Consider the following 17,211-nt stretch of genomic DNA (forward strand, 5'->3'; position numbering starts at 1 on the left):
TTCTACCGTCAGTTCGTCACTTTCGCAAATGCGAGTGTCGCATTGTGGCCCCCGAAGCCGAGTGAGTTACTAAGTGCATACTGGATTTCAAGTTCCCGATTTCCTTCTCGTACATAGTCTAAATCACAATCCGCTGCAGGTGATTCGCAGTTAATCGTCGGATGAATTTTACCTTCATGAATCGAAAGCGCTGTGATGACGGCCTCGACGCCACCTGCACCACCAAGGAGGTGTCCAATCATCGATTTCGAGGAGTTCACTGCGAGCTTGTCGGCATGTTCTCCGAACACACGACGAATCGCTTTTGTTTCGAGCATATCGTTGAGCGGCGTGCTCGTTCCATGCGCGTTGATGTATTGAACTTCTTCCGGTTTAATCCCGGCATCACGAATCGCTTCACTCATCGCCTTCGAGCCACCTTCTGCCTCTGGTGACGGTGCTGTGATGTGATAAGCATCTGAACTCATGCCGTATCCGACGACTTCTGCATACATTTTCGCACCTCGTGCTAATGCATGCTCATATTCTTCTAAGACGAGCACACCTGCTCCTTCTCCCATAACAAACCCGTCACGATTCTCGTCAAACGGACGGCACGCCGTACTTGGATCCGGATTCGTTGACAATGCTTTGTTGGAACAGAACCCTGCGAACGAGAGTGGTGTGATCGGTGCTTCCGCCCCACCAGCGAACATCGCAATCGCATCTCCACGTTGAATAACGCGGAACGCTTCCCCGATAGAGTTCGTCCCTGATGCACAAGCTGTCACGGAACAGTTACTCGGTCCTTTTGCGCCAAGATAAATAGACACTTGTCCGCTAGCCATATTCGGAATCATCATTGGAATGAAGAATGGACTGACACGACGTGGTCCACGTTCGTGTAGGATGGCAGATTGTTTATCAATCGTTTCGACGCCACCGATTCCGCTCCCAATCCAAGTACCGACATCATCCGCCATCGCTTTCACATCGAGCCCACTGTCTTTATGCGCAGCATCTGCTGCTAAAAGTGAATATTGAATGAAAGAGTCCATCTTACGTGCTTCTTTCGGTTCAACTAAGTGTTCAATGCTCCATTCTTTCACTTCTGCCCCAACCTTCGCCGGATACTGACTGATGTCAATCTTCGTCAAAGTATCAATCGCATTGTCCCCTTTTAAAAGGCGATCCCACATTGTCGACACATCGTTTCCTAACGGTGATACGACTCCTAACCCTGTTACTACTACTCGTTTCATAGATGATTCCCCTCCGTAATTGTTGCCTGATTCCATGTCAAACAGCTAGCACCCCATGTGAGACCGGCACCGAACCCTGCGATGACGACCGTTTGTCCATCTTGGATTTTACCTGATTTGACCGCTTCGGCTAAAGCGAGCGGAATGGATGCTGCCGATGTGTTTGCATGGTCCTGAATGGTCATGACGACTTTCTCTTCTTCTAAATTCAACCGTTCCATCGCAGCATCGATGATTCTGCGGTTCGCCTGATGCGGTACGAGAACATCGAGGTCATTCAGAGATTTATCCGCTTTATTAAGGGCTTCAAGTACGATTTCCGGCATTTTACGTACCGCAAACTTGAAGACTTCACGACCATTCATGACGATTTTACCCTCTTCATTTTCATATAGGTATTTACCACCAGTACCGTCACTCCCGAGTACGAATGAGTCAATCGAAGCGACCTCATCTTCTCCAAGTACGATGGCACCTGCCCCGTCCCCGAAGAGGACAGCCGTCGACCGATCATCCCAATCAATCAGACTTCCCATCTTTTCTGCCCCGATAACGAGCGTCTTTTTAAACCCTTTTGAATCCATCAAGCTCTTCGCAGTGTCCATCGCAAAGATGAATCCGCTACATGCTGCACTCACGTCAAACGCCACAGCCCGCTTTGCACCGAGATTCGCCTGCACGAGGCATGCTGTTGCCGGGAAAGATGGTGCTGTAGCCGTCGCACAAACGATTGCCTCAATCTCATCAATCGTGACTCCTGCGCTCTGTAGAGCACGCTCTGCGGCACGTGTTGCCATATCTGCAACCGACGTCCCTGTTTCTGCTAAATGTCGTGCCTCGATGCCTGTACGCGTACGAATCCATTCATCGCTCGTATCCATTCGCTTTTCTAAATCGATATTTGTCACCCGATTGTCCGGTAAGAACGATCCGATGCCGATGATTCCAATATTCATATCGTCGACCCCTATTCTTAGTATCTGGTACTAATATAAGGGAATAAAAAGAGGATGTCAATGCATCCTCTTCGGTATAACTCGGTTATGCCTGTTCTAGTCGCTTCGTAACAGCCATGACCATCTTCGCAGAATTAATCGAAGCCGTTTCTAAAAATTCATCGAATGACAAGTTCGCCTCTTCATCCGCACTATCCGAGATGGAACGTGTCACGACGAACGGTACGCCGAACTGATAACATGTTTGTGCAATTGGTGCAGCTTCCATCTCGACAGCAGCGACCTCGTCGAAATGTCCAAGAATGTCTGCTACACGTTTCGAGTCATTGATGAATGAATCTCCTGTGACGATCAACCCTTGGTGGACATTCACATCAGGCAAGCTTTCAATCACATCTTTACAGACACTGACGAGTTTGGCATCTGCCTCATACGCCGGCGGCATCCCTGGAACTTGCCCGTATTCATACCCGAAAGCAGTCACGTCGACATCGTGGTGACGGACTTCCGTCGAGACGACGACGTCGCCGACCTTCATTCCTTTTTTAAAGCCGCCGGCAGAGCCTGTATTGATGACAACGTCCGGCTTGAACTTATCAATCAAGAGTGTCGTCCCGATTGCCGCATTGACTTTGCCGATGCCCGACTTCAAGATGACGACTTGCATGTTTCCAAGATAGCCTTCATAAAAATGATAGTTTGCGATTTCCGTATCTTTCCGTTCCGTCAACTCATTCCGAAGCAAATTCACTTCTTCTTCCATCGCGCCGATGATGCCTACTTTCATTCCGGTTCCTCCTCATAAAGAGAGCGACTTCCGAATAGGAGGTCGCTCTTCGCATTATTTGATTTCTTTTATTTCGACGACCATGTCGCCACCCGGTGTTTGAACCGTAACCACGTCTCCGATTGTACGTCCAAGCAACGCCTTGGCAATCGGTGATTCATTCGAAATCTTCCCTGTGAACGGGTCCGCTTCGGCTCCACCAACGATTGTATACGTCTCGTCTTCATTGTCTTCTTGAATGAAGAACGTCACTGTCTTACCGATAGAGACAACCGAGTTATCCCCTGCGTCATCTTGAATGATGACCGCATTGCGGAGCATCTCTTCTAGTTGTGCGATTCGTCCCTCGACCATCGCTTGTTCTTCTTTTGCCGCGTCATATTCCGCGTTCTCTGACAAATCACCGAAATCACGAGCAATCTTAATATTTTCAACGACTTCTTTACGGCGCACCGTCTTCAGTTCGTTTAATTCATTCTCGATTTTCGCTTTTCCGTCTAACGTCATATAGTGTTGTTTTTCAGCCATTTCTGTCACTCCTTCATTGTCTCCTAGTATATTACAGCTAGGGGTGAATTGAAAACGATTTATTTCCTCACGCGCGATTGCGCTCAGTGAGCACCCAACGGATTTTTGTCACGAGTAAATCAATCGCGACAAAGTTTTCTCCGCCTTCAGGAACGATGATGTCCGCGTACCGCTTCGTCGGTTCACAGAATTGCAAATGCATCGGACGTACGACGTTCGTATACTGTGCCACGACTGAATCAATCGAGCGTCCACGTTCATTAATATCACGTTGCATTCGTCGTAAAATTCGAACGTCCGCATCTGTGTCCACGAAGACTTTAATATCCATTAAATCACGTAAACGGGCATCTTCGAGCGCCAATATGCCTTCTACGATGACGACATCGACCGGCTCGATCAAAATCGTCTCGTCCGACCGTGTATGGGCCGCATAATCATATACTGGTTTCTCGACTGCCTGATGCTGTTGTAACTGTTGGATATGTTCGATTAACAAATCGTTATCAAAGGCGAAGGGGTGGTCGTAGTTCGTTTTGTACCGTTCCTCCATTGTCATCTCTGATTGATCCTTATAATACGCGTCTTGCTCAATCATGACGACCGATTGACCTTGAAACGCATCGACGAGCGCGCGGGCCACGGTCGTTTTTCCAGATCCGGTCCCCCCGGCCACGCCAATAATGACGGGTTTATGTTGCATCAAAGTTAAGTCCTCCTCATCGTAATTTACGACTGATTGCTAGGCCATCACCAAGGGGCAAAATTGCAGTATGATAATCGGTCCGTGCCATCAATTGCTCAGTAAATTGTTTTACAAGACGGACAAGCCGGCGTCTTCGACGATCAAGTACTGATACGTCTTCAAGCAGGACGTCTCCTCTCAAAAACAAATTATCGCTGTAAATCGTACCACCAATTGGTACTAAAGCGCCATACCCATCAAAAAATTTTTGATATTGTCCTTTCGCCGCATCAATAAATACCGCATCGAACTCCCCTTCAACCGAACCAATCAATTCGACAGCATCACCATGAATGAGCGTGATACGATCACGGACATCTGATCGCTTGATGAAGCCCGTCGCTTCTTCAAACCGGCGAGCATTCCGCTCAATTGTGACGATTTCCGCATCCGGCAACAACTCCGCCATGCGAATGGCACTATAGCCGATCGCCGTCCCTACTTCGAGGATTCGAGCCGGTCGTTGCATCGCCAGTAACGAGAGAAGCACTTCAGAACCTGTCAGATCCATAATCGGAACATGGTGAACGCGCGCGAATGCCTCCATCTCCGTCAACAGCGGGGAGCGGTCATTAATCAATTTTTCTACATATCCTTCATAGGATGCATGGTCCACTCGTCCCACCTCTTCACTCTCTTCATTCAAACGACCGGAAGCAGATGCTTCCGGTCGTCCCATCAATTACTGTTTGCTTCTTCAAACGCTTCCCATTCGGAACGGTACTTATTGACGTTTTGTTGGTGGTCCTCATAGTTGACTTCGAACAAGACTTCACCATTCGGGAACCCTTCACGTGGAGGGCGTGCGTAGAAGTAAATGTTCTCTGTATCGTTCGGGTTGAGCACTGCCTCAAAGGCGTCACGGCTCACGGCCGCAATCGGTCCAACTGGAATGCCTTCATAACGATACGTATTATATAAGGAATCGTTCTCCAAGTCAGCGAACGAAGTGAAAATTGATGTTTCTCCTGTACCGTACCAAACGGTCGGGTCAGATTGTAATCTCATTCCGTCGCTTAAACGATTCTCGAAGACACCGGCGATTTCTTTTCTGTCTTCCGTCGACACGGCCTCTTTCTCGACAACGGATGCAAGAGAGAGCGTCTCGTGGAACGTACGTCCTGAATCAGCTAAACGACCTTTGTATTCTTGATACATACTTTCAGTCGGCAATAACATCTCATCGATAATTTCGTTGAGCGTCACCCCTTTATTAAATTCATATGTGGCTGGGAACAGGTATCCTTCAAGCGGATGATAGATGCCGTCCTGCAACACTTCCTCCGTCAACATTTCGTGCTCATTCACGAGAGACTGAATGTATTCACGGTCACTCAATTGTTCTGATATTTCTTCTTTCGGAATCTCGGCGACTTTCGCAAGTCGCGCAATCACCTGGTCGATTGTGAATCCTTCCGGAATGACAAGCTTGATATCAGGGACCACAATGACTTTACCTGTTTGCAACGTTTCAATCAACTCATCGATTGATTGTGACGGAGATAGCGTGTACGTCCCCGCCTGAAACGAAGATTCATTTTTAAAGCGTGTATAGAAACGGAAAATCGTGCTACTCCTTACAAGCCCATTCTCTTCAAGTAATTCACCAATGTATCCCGAACCAGCTCCGAGTGGGACTTCGACCTCGACCGTTTCCGTCGATGTCGGGTCAATCGGTTCGACAGAGCGCTTCACAAATACATATGCGAGAGCAGATCCTGTGGCGATGACGAGAAGGAAGATCGCAAGGATGACAACCGTGATACGGCGAACGATTCGGTTGCGGGCACGTTTCTCATCTGACATAGATGGATGATTCATGCATTTCTCCCCTGTTCTTTTTAAAAAGAGAGGCGACGAGGGATGATCCCTAGCCGCCCGTCCCCTATTTAGTCTAGACCGACTTCGTCGCTGACGATATCGAATGCTTCCATAACCTCGTCAAAGTCTTCATCGTCTTCGACAAGCTTCAAGATGAATTCGCCATCTTCAAGTTCTTCAATTTCAAATGCATATACTTCGATTGTGTCTTCATCTTCTGTTTCCGGAGCGCCGACCGGCTCAAGCACGACGAATGTCTTTTTCGTGCGGTCGCTTGTCATACGGAAAATTTCTGCAAATAAATGCTCGTCTCCATTTTCATCTGGAATACGGTACATTTCTTCTTCACGACGGATTTCTGCCATGAGAGATTCCTCCTTTAATTCCCGGAACGATCCAGGTAGTTTTGTAAAATCATCACGGCCGCCATTTTGTCGATGACCGCTTTTCTCTTTTTGCGGCTGACATCTGCTGAAATGAGCATCCGTTCCGCCTGCATCGTCGTCAATCGTTCGTCCACCAACACACTCGGAAGACCAGTCTGTTCAGTGAGGGCTTCAGCAAATGCTTCTGACGCCTCTCCACGAGGACCGATTGTTCCGTTCATGTTTTTCGGGTGACCGACAACAACTTCTTTCACATCGTACTGTTCGATAATCGGACGAAGGAGACGAACGGCCTCTTCAAAGTCAGGTTCAGTCCAGTAGACCGTCTCCACACCTTGTGCCGTCCATCCCATTAGGTCACTTACCGCGACACCAATTGTTTTCGAACCGACATCGAGTCCCATGACTCGCTTCATATTAACCCTCTCTACGATCGTTCAAATACGATTTGACCAACTCTTCGAGTAGTTCGTCCCGCTCAATTTTGCGAATCAAGTTTCGCGCATCATTATGACGTGGAATGTAGGCAGGGTCACCTGACAATAAGTATCCCACGATTTGATTGATCGGTTGATATCCTTTTTCCTCGAGTGCTTGATATACCGTAATCAGCGTTTCGCGTGTGTTAGCACGTTGATCATCTTCTGGAAAATTGAATTGCATCGTGCGATCCATTTGGCTCACAAGAATCCACCTCTTTCCGTTTGCACTTCACACTCTATTATGCCAGTGATTGGACATAATGTGAAGCAAACTTCAATGCTTCATCTAGTTTTGTTACATCGCGCCCTCCGGCTTGCGCCATGTCTGGACGACCGCCACCGCCGCCACCGCAACGTGTCGCAACTTCTTTAATGAGTTTTCCGGCATGGAAGCCTCGGTCATTCAAGTCTTTCGTCACGCCCGCGACGAGGTTGACTTTGTCTCCGTTCGCAGACCCAAGGATGATCACGGCAGAACCGAGTTTTCCTTTCAAGTCGTCGACCATGCTACGAAGAGCATCCATATCTTGTCCATCGACACGTTTCGCGATCAATTGGACGTCACCGATTGTCTCGATTGCATCTGTTAAAGAAGACGCTTCGATGTTCGCAAGCTTCGCTTTGAGTGACTCTGAAGCGCGCTCTACTTCTTTGATTTCAGCTTGAAGTGCCTGAACACGTACCGGAACCTCGAGAGGTTTCGTCTTCAATAGTTTCGCTGCCGCTTCAAGCGTCTCGATTTGCAGGTTCATCACTTCGTATGCGCCAGCACCTGTGACCGCTTCGATTCGACGTGTCCCAGCGCCAATCCCTGACTCAGACAAGATTTTGAAGAGTCCGATTTCAGCCGTATTGGATACGTGGCAACCACCACAAAGTTCAACCGAGTAGTCACCTGCTGATACGACGCGAACGACATCGCCATATTTCTCACCAAAGAGTGCCATCGCTCCTTTTGCTTTCGCATCAGCGATGTTCATCTCTTCGATGTCGACACCGATCGATGCCCAGATCTTCTCGTTTACTTGACGCTCAATCGATTGAAGCTCGTCGGCTGTCACTTGACCGAAGTGAGAGAAGTCAAAACGAAGGCGATCTGGTGTCACGAGTGATCCAGCCTGGTTGACGTGCTCGCCGAGCGTGTCTTTTAGCGCGCGGTGAAGAAGATGCGTCGCCGTATGGTTTTTCACGATCGCTTGACGTGATGCTTGGTCGACCGTTGCCGTGACTGCCACTTCCGCTTTTGCCACACCTGATTCGACCGTGACCGTGTGTAAGTTTTGACCGTTCGGTGCTTTTGACACATTTTTGACACGAAGAACGAAATCTTCACCGACGATTTGTCCTTTGTCACCGATTTGACCACCGCTTTCTGCGTAGAATGGTGTCTGATCGAGCATCACTTGTGCTTCTTCCCCGGCAGCGACGACATCGACGAGTTCGCCATCGTGAATCAAGCTGACAATTTTTGCATTCGTCTCTAAATTGTTGTAGCCGAGGAACGTCGATGGCATCGTAATGTCCGCGAGCACACCTGACTGAATCTGCATCGATTCAACGTCGGTACGCGCTTGTCGTGCACGTTCACGTTGCTCATTCATCGCTTCTTTGAAGCCGTCCTCATCGACCGTCATCTGATGATCTTCTGCGTATTCGATTGTCAATTCAAGTGGGAAACCGTATGTGTCATAAAGACGGAACGCATCTTCACCGCTAATCACGTTCGACCCTGCTGCCTTTTGTGCTTTTGCAACTTCGTTCAAGATCGCGAGTCCATCGTTCAATGTTTCATGGAAACGCTCTTCCTCGTTTTTAATGACTTTTTTAATGAAATCTTTCTTCTCAGTCACTTGTGGATAGAAGTCGATCATGATGTCACCGACAACGTCGACGAGTTCATACATGAACGGACGCTCGATGCCAAGCATCTTCGCATAACGCACGGCACGACGAAGGAGGCGACGAAGTACATATCCACGTCCTTCGTTCGACGGAAGTGCCCCATCACCAATCGCGAACGATACGGTACGAATATGGTCCGCGATGACTTTGAACGCGACATCTTTGCTGCTGTCTTGGCGGTAAACGTCTCCGCTGATCTTTTCTGTTTCACGAATGATCGGCATGAAGAGATCGGTATCGAAGTTCGTCGGCACGTCTTGAAGGACGCTCACCATCCGTTCGAGTCCCATCCCCGTATCAATGTTTTTACGCGGGAGTTCCGTATAATTCCCGTGCCCATCATGGTTATATTGACTGAATACGATGTTCCAGATTTCAAGGTAACGCTCGTTCTCCCCACCAGGATACAGTTCAGGGTCGGTCGGGTCGTCTCCGAACGCTGGTCCTCGGTCGAAGAAAATCTCTGTGTTCGGACCAGACGGGCCTTCACCGATTTCCCAGAAGTTATCTTCAAGCGGGATGATGCGGTCAGCCGGCACACCGAGCTTCAACCAGATCTGTTTCGACTCTTCGTCGTCCGGGTGAATCGTGACGGACAGGCGCTCCGTGTCGAGACCGTACCATTCGTCACTCGTCAATAGCTCCCAACCCCATGTGATTGCTTCTTCACGGAAGTATTCACCGACTGAGAAGTTTCCGAGCATTTCGAAGAATGTATGGTGACGAGCGGTCTTCCCAACGTTCTCAATATCGTTCGTCCGAATCGATTTTTGAGCGTTGACGATGCGCGGGTTTGCAGGGATGACACGACCATCAAAATATTTTTTGAGTGTCGCTACGCCTGAGTTGATCCACAAAAGAGTCGGGTCTTCGACCGGAACGAGCGAAGCACTCGGCTCAACGCTGTGACCTTTTGATTTAAAGAAATCTAAGTACATTTGGCGAATCTGTGCGCCAGTCAATGATTTGAGCGGTTTCATGAACAATTCCTCCTTAAATTCTGAACGAAACGAAAAAAGCGATGCCTGCCCCTGTGGAAAGGGACGAAAGCATCGCTTCGTGGTACCACCCTCGTTCGCACGGTAACACCGTGCCTCGAAACATCCGTTAACGTGGATGAGGCGCCCAGGTTGAGTGGGAACTCCAGAATAGCTTCGGTCGGCCTGCCCCCATCTTCTCGCAGCCTAGGAAGATGTCTCTGTAGAGGTGGTGACGACGTACTCATTTCCTTCATCGTCTGTATCGTTTCAGTTGTCTATTCGTCATTATCACACGCGCTTATGAAGACGTCAAGACTTCCCACCTAAGCGCTCGACCAATTTCGTCCGTCGCACTGGTTCCTCTTCTCGCGTGGCCGCCTCGAGTGCCCGTACGTCCCCGAACAGCAGTAAACTTTTCTTCGCCCGGGTCACAGCTGTATAAATCAAGTTACGCGACGACCGGAATCCTCCGTTGAAGAAGACCGGCATGAGCACGATTGGGAACTCCGAACCTTGTGACTTATGAATCGTGATGGCGTAGGCATGAGTAAACTGATCCCATTCACTACGGTTATATTCGACTTCTGTCTGGTCGAATCGAATATAAATCTTATCGACCTTGTCAACGTTCTCTTTGGCGAAGAAGATGTTCGTGATTTCACCGATGTCTCCGTTATATACGTTTTCTTCAGCATTATTGACGAGTTGTAGCACTTTATCGCCATTTCGGTAAATGCGTGTCCCGTGTTTTACTTCACGGGCATTCGATTTAGGATTGAACACATTTTGGAGCGCCTCGTTCAACCCGTCAATCCCGCATACACCACGATACGTCGGAGCGAGTACTTGGATGTCAAACGGTGAATACCCTTTCCGAAGGGCAGCCCCTGCCATCTGACAGATCGCTTGAAGCGCCGTCTCCTGATTCGCCGTATAGAAACGACGGTCCGGGAGAGCCGCCAACAAATCGTCCGGCATTTTCTTGGCGTTCAAAGAATGCGCGAGCCGTAAAATACTCGACTCCGACGCTTGACGATGGACGACGTCAAGTCGAACGACCGGAATCCCGTCCGTCTGCATCAAATCCGCAAGTACTTGCCCCGGTCCGACAGACGGGAGCTGATCGCGGTCTCCGACGAACAAGATTTTCATGCCGTTCGGTACCGCTTTGAGCAAACTTCGGAACAAGAAGATGTCAATCATCGACGCCTCATCGACGATGAGCACTTTTCCGACAAGCGGATTCGTCTCATCCACTTGGAACGAACTTCCGTCGAACTTCAACAGACGGTGAATTGTCGAGGCCGGTAGCCCTGTCGACTCACTGAGGCGTTTCGCCGCTCGACCCGTCGGTGCGGCCAAGACGAATGGGAACGGTTGGTTCGGTACAGGCTCTAACTTCCAATCGAAGACGTCACTGAGTGCATGAATGATGCCTCGAACGACAGTCGTCTTCCCTGTACCCGGCCCTCCGGTGAGTACCATGAGCGGTGATTTAAGGGCGAGCTCAATGGCTTCTCGTTGCTGTGTCGCATATTCGATCGAGAACATCTCTTCAACACGTCCGACCGCATCAAAGATTGTCGTCATGTCCACGTCTTCTGTCGTCGACGTCGCCATGATTCGGGCCAACTCCTCTGCCGCCTTCCGTTCGGCACGGAAGACACGGGGGTGATAGACGACCCCGTCTTCGATAACGACTCGTTCCTCTTTCGCAAGTGACTCCAAAGCCGTGACGAGGGCGTCACCTGGGTCCGCTCCGATGATGCGAGGCATCTCGGCCTCGAGTTGGTCTGCGGTTACATATAGATGACCGTTCCCTTGTTCGAGTTCTAATACGTAAAGTACTGCTGCCGCGATGCGTTCAGGATGGATTCCTTGAATCCCAAAATGCGCGGCGATGGCATCGGCCGTTTTGAAGCCGATACCTTGCACATCGTACATGAGCGCGTATGGATTCTTTTCAATCGTTTCCATCGCTCGGCCTTCATATTCTTTATGAATCTTTGAGGCGAGACGTGGCGTCACGTCGAATGGGGCGAGAAATAGTAACAGTTGGTCGACCCCGTATAAGACGTTCAGACGTTCCGTAATCACACGTGCCTGTTTCTCTTTCAACCCGTCGACCTCTGACAGGAGGCTCGGATGTTTCACGATTTGGTCGATACAATCGTCGCCGAGAGCATCCGCAATCTTCTGCGCCGTCTTTTGACCGATTCCAGGGAAAGATCCGTTCGTCAAAAAGCGGACGGCTGCCCGTTTCGTCATCGGGACGACACGGCGAATCCAATCGGCCTTCATCTGTTTCCCAAATTTAGGGTGTTCGACGAGACGACCGTGCGCCTTATACGTCTCGCCTTTCTCGATGCCGACACCGACGCCCGCGATGACCATCTCGGTCTCGTCCGTCTCAAAATTCTTTTCTTTTATTCGTACGAGCGCGATCGTGTGCGCTTCTTCTTCTGATTGAAACAGGACTCGAATGACTTTTCCAGTCAACTCATAAGGTGCTGCCATCATATCCGACACCTCCAGCTATTTTTCCATCATCCATTATAGCCCGAGATGAATCGATTGAACAAATGACCTATCCGAACAGATTTAAGATTTGTTCAATCCGATCAAGGTCGACGACTTCTAAAATGCGTATCAACTGTTCGATATCGACCCGGTCCAAAATGCGCTCAACCTGATCAAGGTCCACTTCTTCAATCAGACGCTGAATCCGGTCTAAGTCCCCAGATGCCTGATATGCCTCGAGTTTTGTGAAGAGCTCGGTCTTCTCGATTCGAATCGAATCTTCCAGCATCCCCCTCGCCCCGAATAGGACGAGACCGATGACCGCCAACTGAATCAACCAGTTCGTCACGACTTTCCAAAACGGGACGGTCTGATGGATGAATGGGATGAGCGGAATGAACGTTACCTGAAGGAGTAAAATTCCAACCTGGACATATACGTTCGGAATGAGGAATCCGAGTACTGCAAGAAGCAATGGAACGACCCACCCGACACCGACGTGTTCAGATGTATGCTGCCAAGACTTCCGTTCCGAGTACACATAGTGAACAACCCATCCGACAATGAGGAGCGCTACGAACAGCATGAGTAATAACATCAAGAGCCCTCGTGGTTCAATGACCACTTGATACAAAATCGTATTCGTCCACTTCCCGTCTGCCAGTCGTTCATTCACCGATTCAAATAATTGTGTGAACCACACATACTCGACAATGAAAAACAAAATGACACTGACCATGCTGAATTTTCGCAAGCCACTCGACCTCCTTCTATAAGTTGTCATTCCCCCACTTCAAGAGGGGTAGTCGCGTTTTTGATTCAAAGAAACGGGGAACTGTTCGAATGACACAGTGAAGGAGGAGTCATAAATGGGTAAACGAATTCCAGTCAGCGGATTATGCGAACTCGTGTTAGAAGTGACGGATATGGAAGAAGCGGTAGCATTTTGGCATGAAAAATTAGGTCTCCCTGTCGTCGAACAATGGGTCGGAGACGATGCCGAGCCAAGTAAGTCACAAGAACACGCGAACGAGCCGTGGGCAACATGGCTCTATATCGGAGGGAATACGCGACTCGGACTTTGGTTGAAGCGTAACTTCACAGAGGAAGAAAACGCGAACCGCAAACAAGATGTGACCGATTGGGACACACTTTATGACGAAGGTGGCGTCCACGTCCATTGCGCGTTCTTCGTTCCGATAGAGTCGTTTGAAAAAGCACTTGAGATTTTGAATGATACCGATGTCCCGGTCAAACTGCGAACGTGGGATGAAGACGAGACGAAAAATGGGAAAGAGCGCTCTGCTTACTTCAAGGATCCGAGCCATAACATTATCGAACTGTATACGAAAAATATGGACGAGGCTTACGGAGAATTTGCCGGAGAACCCGTCAAAATCACGACGAAACAACTCTAATCGCGTTAACGAAAAAAGTGCCATCGCTCCATTGCGATGGCACTTTCCTATTCAAGAAATCAGTTCCCAAGCAGTGCATCCATCTTCGCGATGGCGTCACGTGCAAGTTCATGATCCGGTTGCATCTCCAAGACGCGTTGAAGCTCGGCATATGTTTTTTCTTGGTCTCCCAAGAAGGCATATGCGATTGCCAAGTTGTAGCGTGCATCCGTATGGCTCGCATCGAGGTCTAGCGTCTCTTCCAATGCGTCGACCGCTTCTTCCAACTGTTCACTTTGCGCAAGTGCAAGTCCGTATTGGAACGTGATTTCCACGTCTTCCGGCGATTGTTTCTTCGCCTCACGTAGACGTGGCATCGCGCGAACAAAATCACCCATCGCCTTGTACGTCAAGCCGAGCATGAAATGAAGATCGGCATCGTCCATCCCCGAAAGGAGTGCTTGGCGAAGCGAGGTCTCCGCAGACTCCAATTGTTCAAGTTCATAAGCGAGAGCGCCTTTCGCATAGTGCGCGGCACCGAATGAATCATCGAGTTCAATCGCTTTGTCATAGAAGATGGCGGCACGGTCGTAATCGTTGATCGCCTGAAGCAACGTTCCCATGTTGACGAAACCTGTTGGGTCCGTCGGGTTCTCTTCAATCGCCTCATTGAAATGTTTGGCTGCCTGTTCAAATTCACCTTGTTGCATCGCTTGGATGCCTTGTTCGTTTGCGTTCATATTCAATCACCTCATCCGATATAGTCGAGTCGTTTGCCGTTGCGGTATGCTTCGTCGATTGTCGCTCCACCGAGACAGACGTCGCCGTCATAGAAGACCACGGCCTGTCCTGGTGTGATGGCACGTTGCGGCTCATCGAACTTGACGAGGACTTCGCCATTTTCGAGCGGAGCGACCGTGACCGGCACGTCTTGTTGACGATAGCGGAACTTCGCCGTCGCCCGGAACTCATTTGTTGGAGCAACACCCGTCCAAGAGAGTTTTGAAGCAAGGAGCGCGTCCGAATAGAGCGCGTCATGATGGAAGCCTTGTCCGACGAACAAGACGTTGTTCTCCACATCTTTTCCGACGACGAACCAAGGGTCCCCGTCGCCACCAATCCCGAGACCGTGACGTTGTCCGAGCGTATAATACATCAACCCGTCGTGACGTCCTTTGACGACACCGTCGAGCGTCCGCATCTCACCTGGTTGTGACGGAAGATATTCCGATAAGAACTCTTTGAAATTCCGTTCTCCGATAAAGCAGATCCCAGTCGAGTCTTTCTTCTTCGCTGTCGCGAGTCCTGCTTCTTCGGCGATCGCACGCACATCTTTCTTGTCCATATGACCAATCGGGAACATCGTCCGCGCGAGTTGGTCTTGAGACAATTGGTTCAAGAAATACGTTTGATCTTTGTTGTCGTCTTTTCCTCGTAGCAGACGGTGTTCGCCGTCAACGTAATTCACTTGGGCGTAATGCCCCGTCGCGACAAAATCGGCACCGAGTCGAAGAGCATGTTCAAGGAATGCTTTGAACTTGATTTCTTTGTTACACATGACGTCCGGGTTCGGCGTTCGACCGAGACGATATTCTGCTAAGAAATATTCAAAGACGCGGTCCCAATATTCTTTTTCAAAGTTGACCGCATAGTACGGGATCCCGATTTGGTTGGCCACGGCGATGACGTCTTCATAATCCTCTGTCGCCGTACACACACCGTTCTCATCCGTGTCGTCCCAGTTTTTCATAAAGATTCCGATGACATTGTACCCTTGTTCTTTCAAGACGTGGGCCGTCACCGATGAATCGACGCCACCTGACATGCCGACGACGACCGTCGTCTCTTCAGGGGCTTTCGTGCGTAAATTCATCTATCTCACTCCGTTCATAAATGTCGAGACGACTTCTTGTAGTCGCTCCGCGAGCCGTTTCGCGTCCTCGACCGAGTTGCCGTGTCCAAAACTGATTCGAACAGACTGACGCGTCCGTTCTGAATCCCCGTACATCGCCGACAATACATGGGACGGTTCGACCGACCCTGCCGTGCAGGCACTCCCACTCGAAATCGCCATGCCTCGCATATCCATCATGATGAGGAAAGGTTCAAGGTCAATTCCAGGGAGGTATAGGTTCACGATGTGAGGTAAACGGTTTGACCCGTTCACTTCATAAGTTACGCCTAGTTCGTCAAGACGTTGACGCAGCGCCAGATCGAGCGACGCATAGAGTGTCACCCGGTCCTCACGCTCTGCCATGATGAGTTCAGCTGCTTTTTGGAATCCGACGGCACCCGGAACATTTTCCGTGCCGGCTCGACGTTTACGTTCTTGTTGTCCACCAAAAGAACGTGACGCTAATTTTACACCTGTTTTCATGAAAAGAAAACCGATACCTTTTGGCCCATTCACTTTATGCGCGGACGCCGACAATAAATCGACATGGATCTTTTTCACATCGATTTCTTCTGTACCGAGCGCCTGTACCGCGTCGGTATGGAAAATGGCTTGATGGTCTTGTAACAACTCGCCAATCGTTTGAATCGGTTGGCGCGTCCCGACCTCGTTGTTGCCGTACATGATCGACACGAGAATCGTGTCATCTCGTAACGCGGCCCGGAACACATCTACATCGACAGCTCCTGACGCGTCGACATCGAGATACGTGACGTCAAACCCCTCTCGTTCGAGCTGTTCCATCGCATGAAGCACGGCATGATGTTCGACTTTCGTCGTGATGATATGTTTGCCTTTTCCTTTGTGGGCATAGACTGCACCGAACAAGGCATAATTATCCGACTCCGTCCCACCTGACGTGAACACGATTTCGTTCGGTGAAGCACCGATCCATTTCGCAAGGACACGACGTGACGAATCGAGCGCCGCTCGGGCATTACGACCAATCCCGTGAATGCTCGACGCGTTCCCATACGTCTCTAAAAAGTAAGGTGTCATCGCTTCAAGGACTTCCGGTCGCATCGGCGTCGTCGCAGCGTGATCAAAATAGTTCATAATAAGGTCACCTCGTTCTTAAATATAAAACATGTAGCCGTCTGACTCTTCTTCTGCGAGGTCAGCGAGTGTCGTCTCATCTAGGACAGTATCGATTGCCTCTTTGATTTTATCCCAAAGCTTTCGTTTCACCGCATCATCTGCTTCAGAGTCCTCGACAACGGCTAAAGGTCCTTCAAGTAAGCGTATAATTTCTCCTGCCGTCACTTCTTCTGCCGGTTTGACGAGTTGATAGCCACCGTATGCACCACGTACGCTCTTGACGAGGCCTCCGTTTCGGAGCGGACCGATCAGTTGCTCTAAATAATGCTCCGGCAACTCGTGACGTGCCGCGATTTTTTTTAAACTGAGCGGTTTGTTGTCTGTCTCTCGTGCCAACGCAATCATAATCGTTAAGCCATAACGGCCCTTTGTAGATATTTTCATCTTCAAGTCTCCTTCTGTTATACTAATCGA

18 protein-coding genes are annotated in these 17,211 nt (G+C 49.5%); 1 reads left to right on the forward strand and 17 read right to left on the reverse strand.

Annotated elements, in window-relative coordinates:
- Positions 1-8 precede the first annotated feature (8 nt).
- From fabF to P400_RS0111975, 13 genes are all read right to left on the reverse strand, one after another.
- Positions 9-1,241, reverse strand: coding sequence for a beta-ketoacyl-ACP synthase II (gene fabF / locus P400_RS0111915; RefSeq protein WP_026826418.1), 1,233 nt, complete (start codon positions 1,239-1,241; stop codon positions 9-11).
- Positions 1,238-2,197, reverse strand: coding sequence for a beta-ketoacyl-ACP synthase III (locus tag P400_RS0111920; protein WP_026826419.1), 960 nt, complete (start codon positions 2,195-2,197; stop codon positions 1,238-1,240). The genes fabF and P400_RS0111920 overlap by 4 nt, the downstream gene beginning before the upstream one ends.
- Before the next feature lie 85 nt (positions 2,198-2,282).
- The gene (gene mtnN / locus P400_RS0111925) at positions 2,283-2,984 is read right to left on the reverse strand and encodes a 5'-methylthioadenosine/S-adenosylhomocysteine nucleosidase (protein ID WP_026826420.1); all 702 of its coding nucleotides are present in this window, start codon (positions 2,982-2,984) and stop codon (positions 2,283-2,285) included.
- Between the two features lie 54 nt (positions 2,985-3,038).
- Positions 3,039-3,512 carry a transcription elongation factor GreA gene (gene greA / locus P400_RS0111930; protein ID WP_026826421.1) on the reverse strand — a complete coding sequence of 158 codons (474 nt, stop codon included), beginning with the start codon at positions 3,510-3,512 and terminating at the stop codon, positions 3,039-3,041.
- A 67-nt stretch (positions 3,513-3,579) separates the two neighbouring features.
- A complete protein-coding gene (gene udk / locus P400_RS0111935; protein WP_026826422.1) occupies positions 3,580-4,215 on the reverse strand; it encodes a uridine kinase in 636 nt (211 codons plus the stop codon).
- Between the two features lie 16 nt (positions 4,216-4,231).
- Positions 4,232-4,873 carry an O-methyltransferase gene (locus tag P400_RS0111940; protein ID WP_026826423.1) on the reverse strand — a complete coding sequence of 214 codons (642 nt, stop codon included), beginning with the start codon at positions 4,871-4,873 and terminating at the stop codon, positions 4,232-4,234.
- 62 nt (positions 4,874-4,935) lie between these two features.
- Positions 4,936-6,078: an endolytic transglycosylase MltG gene (gene mltG / locus P400_RS0111945; RefSeq protein ID WP_026826424.1), complete on the reverse strand. Its 1,143-nt coding sequence runs from the start codon at positions 6,076-6,078 to the stop codon at positions 4,936-4,938.
- 68 nt (positions 6,079-6,146) lie between these two features.
- On the reverse strand, positions 6,147-6,443 hold the full coding sequence (locus P400_RS0111950; protein ID WP_026826425.1) for a DUF1292 domain-containing protein: 297 nt from the start codon (positions 6,441-6,443) through the stop codon (positions 6,147-6,149).
- Between the two features lie 14 nt (positions 6,444-6,457).
- Complete coding sequence (gene ruvX / locus P400_RS0111955) at positions 6,458-6,880, reverse strand: Holliday junction resolvase RuvX (protein WP_026826426.1); 423 nt, start codon at positions 6,878-6,880, stop codon at positions 6,458-6,460.
- Position 6,881: 1 nt separating this feature from the next.
- The gene (locus P400_RS0111960; RefSeq protein WP_026826427.1) at positions 6,882-7,148 is read right to left on the reverse strand and encodes an IreB family regulatory phosphoprotein; all 267 of its coding nucleotides are present in this window, start codon (positions 7,146-7,148) and stop codon (positions 6,882-6,884) included.
- 37 nt (positions 7,149-7,185) lie between these two features.
- The gene (gene alaS / locus P400_RS0111965; protein WP_026826428.1) at positions 7,186-9,828 is read right to left on the reverse strand and encodes an alanine--tRNA ligase; all 2,643 of its coding nucleotides are present in this window, start codon (positions 9,826-9,828) and stop codon (positions 7,186-7,188) included.
- Positions 9,829-10,137: 309 nt separating this feature from the next.
- The gene (recD2, locus tag P400_RS0111970; RefSeq protein ID WP_034771500.1) at positions 10,138-12,345 is read right to left on the reverse strand and encodes an SF1B family DNA helicase RecD2; all 2,208 of its coding nucleotides are present in this window, start codon (positions 12,343-12,345) and stop codon (positions 10,138-10,140) included.
- 70 nt (positions 12,346-12,415) lie between these two features.
- Positions 12,416-13,102 carry a hypothetical protein gene (locus tag P400_RS0111975; protein WP_026826430.1) on the reverse strand — a complete coding sequence of 229 codons (687 nt, stop codon included), beginning with the start codon at positions 13,100-13,102 and terminating at the stop codon, positions 12,416-12,418.
- A gap of 115 nt (positions 13,103-13,217) precedes the next feature.
- On the opposite strand from P400_RS0111975, the gene P400_RS0111980 reads away from it, so the two are divergent.
- Positions 13,218-13,766, forward strand: a complete 549-nt coding sequence (locus tag P400_RS0111980) for a VOC family protein (protein ID WP_026826431.1) — start codon at positions 13,218-13,220, stop codon at positions 13,764-13,766.
- Between the two features lie 59 nt (positions 13,767-13,825).
- Here P400_RS0111980 and P400_RS0111985 read toward each other — a convergent pair whose 3' ends face one another.
- The 4 genes from P400_RS0111985 to cymR are packed head-to-tail and all read right to left on the reverse strand — an operon-like array spanning position 13,826 to position 17,181.
- Entirely contained in the window at positions 13,826-14,485 is a 660-nt protein-coding gene (locus P400_RS0111985; RefSeq protein ID WP_026826432.1) for a tetratricopeptide repeat protein, read from the reverse strand.
- An 11-nt stretch (positions 14,486-14,496) separates the two neighbouring features.
- Positions 14,497-15,618 (reverse strand): tRNA 2-thiouridine(34) synthase MnmA, encoded by a 1,122-nt coding sequence (mnmA, locus tag P400_RS0111990; protein WP_026826433.1) that lies wholly within the window; start codon positions 15,616-15,618, stop codon positions 14,497-14,499.
- Entirely contained in the window at positions 15,619-16,755 is a 1,137-nt protein-coding gene (locus P400_RS0111995; RefSeq protein ID WP_026826434.1) for a cysteine desulfurase family protein, read from the reverse strand.
- 18 nt (positions 16,756-16,773) lie between these two features.
- On the reverse strand, positions 16,774-17,181 hold the full coding sequence (gene cymR, locus P400_RS0112000) for a cysteine metabolism transcriptional regulator CymR (RefSeq protein WP_026826435.1): 408 nt from the start codon (positions 17,179-17,181) through the stop codon (positions 16,774-16,776).
- Positions 17,182-17,211: the final 30 nt, after the last annotated feature.

This window comes from Exiguobacterium marinum DSM 16307 (genome assembly GCF_000620845.1).
GTDB classification, from domain to species: Bacteria; Bacillota; Bacilli; order Exiguobacteriales; family Exiguobacteriaceae; genus Exiguobacterium; species Exiguobacterium marinum.

Excerpts from the sequence above, each read along its gene's own strand:
- P400_RS0111920 (WP_026826419.1), bottom strand. The coding sequence starts at position 2,197 with ATGAATATTGGAATCATCGGCATCGGATCGTTCTTACCGGACAATCGG.
- recD2 (WP_034771500.1), bottom strand. The coding sequence starts at position 12,345 with ATGGCAGCACCTTATGAGTTGACTGGAAAAGTCATTCGAGTCCTGTTT.
- udk (WP_026826422.1), bottom strand. The coding sequence starts at position 4,215 with ATGCAACATAAACCCGTCATTATTGGCGTGGCCGGGGGGACCGGATCT.
- P400_RS0111985 (WP_026826432.1), bottom strand. The coding sequence starts at position 14,485 with ATGAACGCAAACGAACAAGGCATCCAAGCGATGCAACAAGGTGAATTT.
- mltG (WP_026826424.1), bottom strand. The coding sequence starts at position 6,078 with ATGAATCATCCATCTATGTCAGATGAGAAACGTGCCCGCAACCGAATC.
- mtnN (WP_026826420.1), bottom strand. The coding sequence starts at position 2,984 with ATGAAAGTAGGCATCATCGGCGCGATGGAAGAAGAAGTGAATTTGCTT.
- fabF (WP_026826418.1), bottom strand. The coding sequence starts at position 1,241 with ATGAAACGAGTAGTAGTAACAGGGTTAGGAGTCGTATCACCGTTAGGA.
- ruvX (WP_026826426.1), bottom strand. The coding sequence starts at position 6,880 with ATGAAGCGAGTCATGGGACTCGATGTCGGTTCGAAAACAATTGGTGTC.
- cymR (WP_026826435.1), bottom strand. The coding sequence starts at position 17,181 with ATGAAAATATCTACAAAGGGCCGTTATGGCTTAACGATTATGATTGCG.
- alaS (WP_026826428.1), bottom strand. The coding sequence starts at position 9,828 with ATGAAACCGCTCAAATCATTGACTGGCGCACAGATTCGCCAAATGTAC.
- mnmA (WP_026826433.1), bottom strand. The coding sequence starts at position 15,618 with ATGAATTTACGCACGAAAGCCCCTGAAGAGACGACGGTCGTCGTCGGC.
- P400_RS0111950 (WP_026826425.1), bottom strand. The coding sequence starts at position 6,443 with ATGGCAGAAATCCGTCGTGAAGAAGAAATGTACCGTATTCCAGATGAA.
- P400_RS0111980 (WP_026826431.1), top strand. The coding sequence starts at position 13,218 with ATGGGTAAACGAATTCCAGTCAGCGGATTATGCGAACTCGTGTTAGAA.
- P400_RS0111995 (WP_026826434.1), bottom strand. The coding sequence starts at position 16,755 with ATGAACTATTTTGATCACGCTGCGACGACGCCGATGCGACCGGAAGTC.
- greA (WP_026826421.1), bottom strand. The coding sequence starts at position 3,512 with ATGGCTGAAAAACAACACTATATGACGTTAGACGGAAAAGCGAAAATC.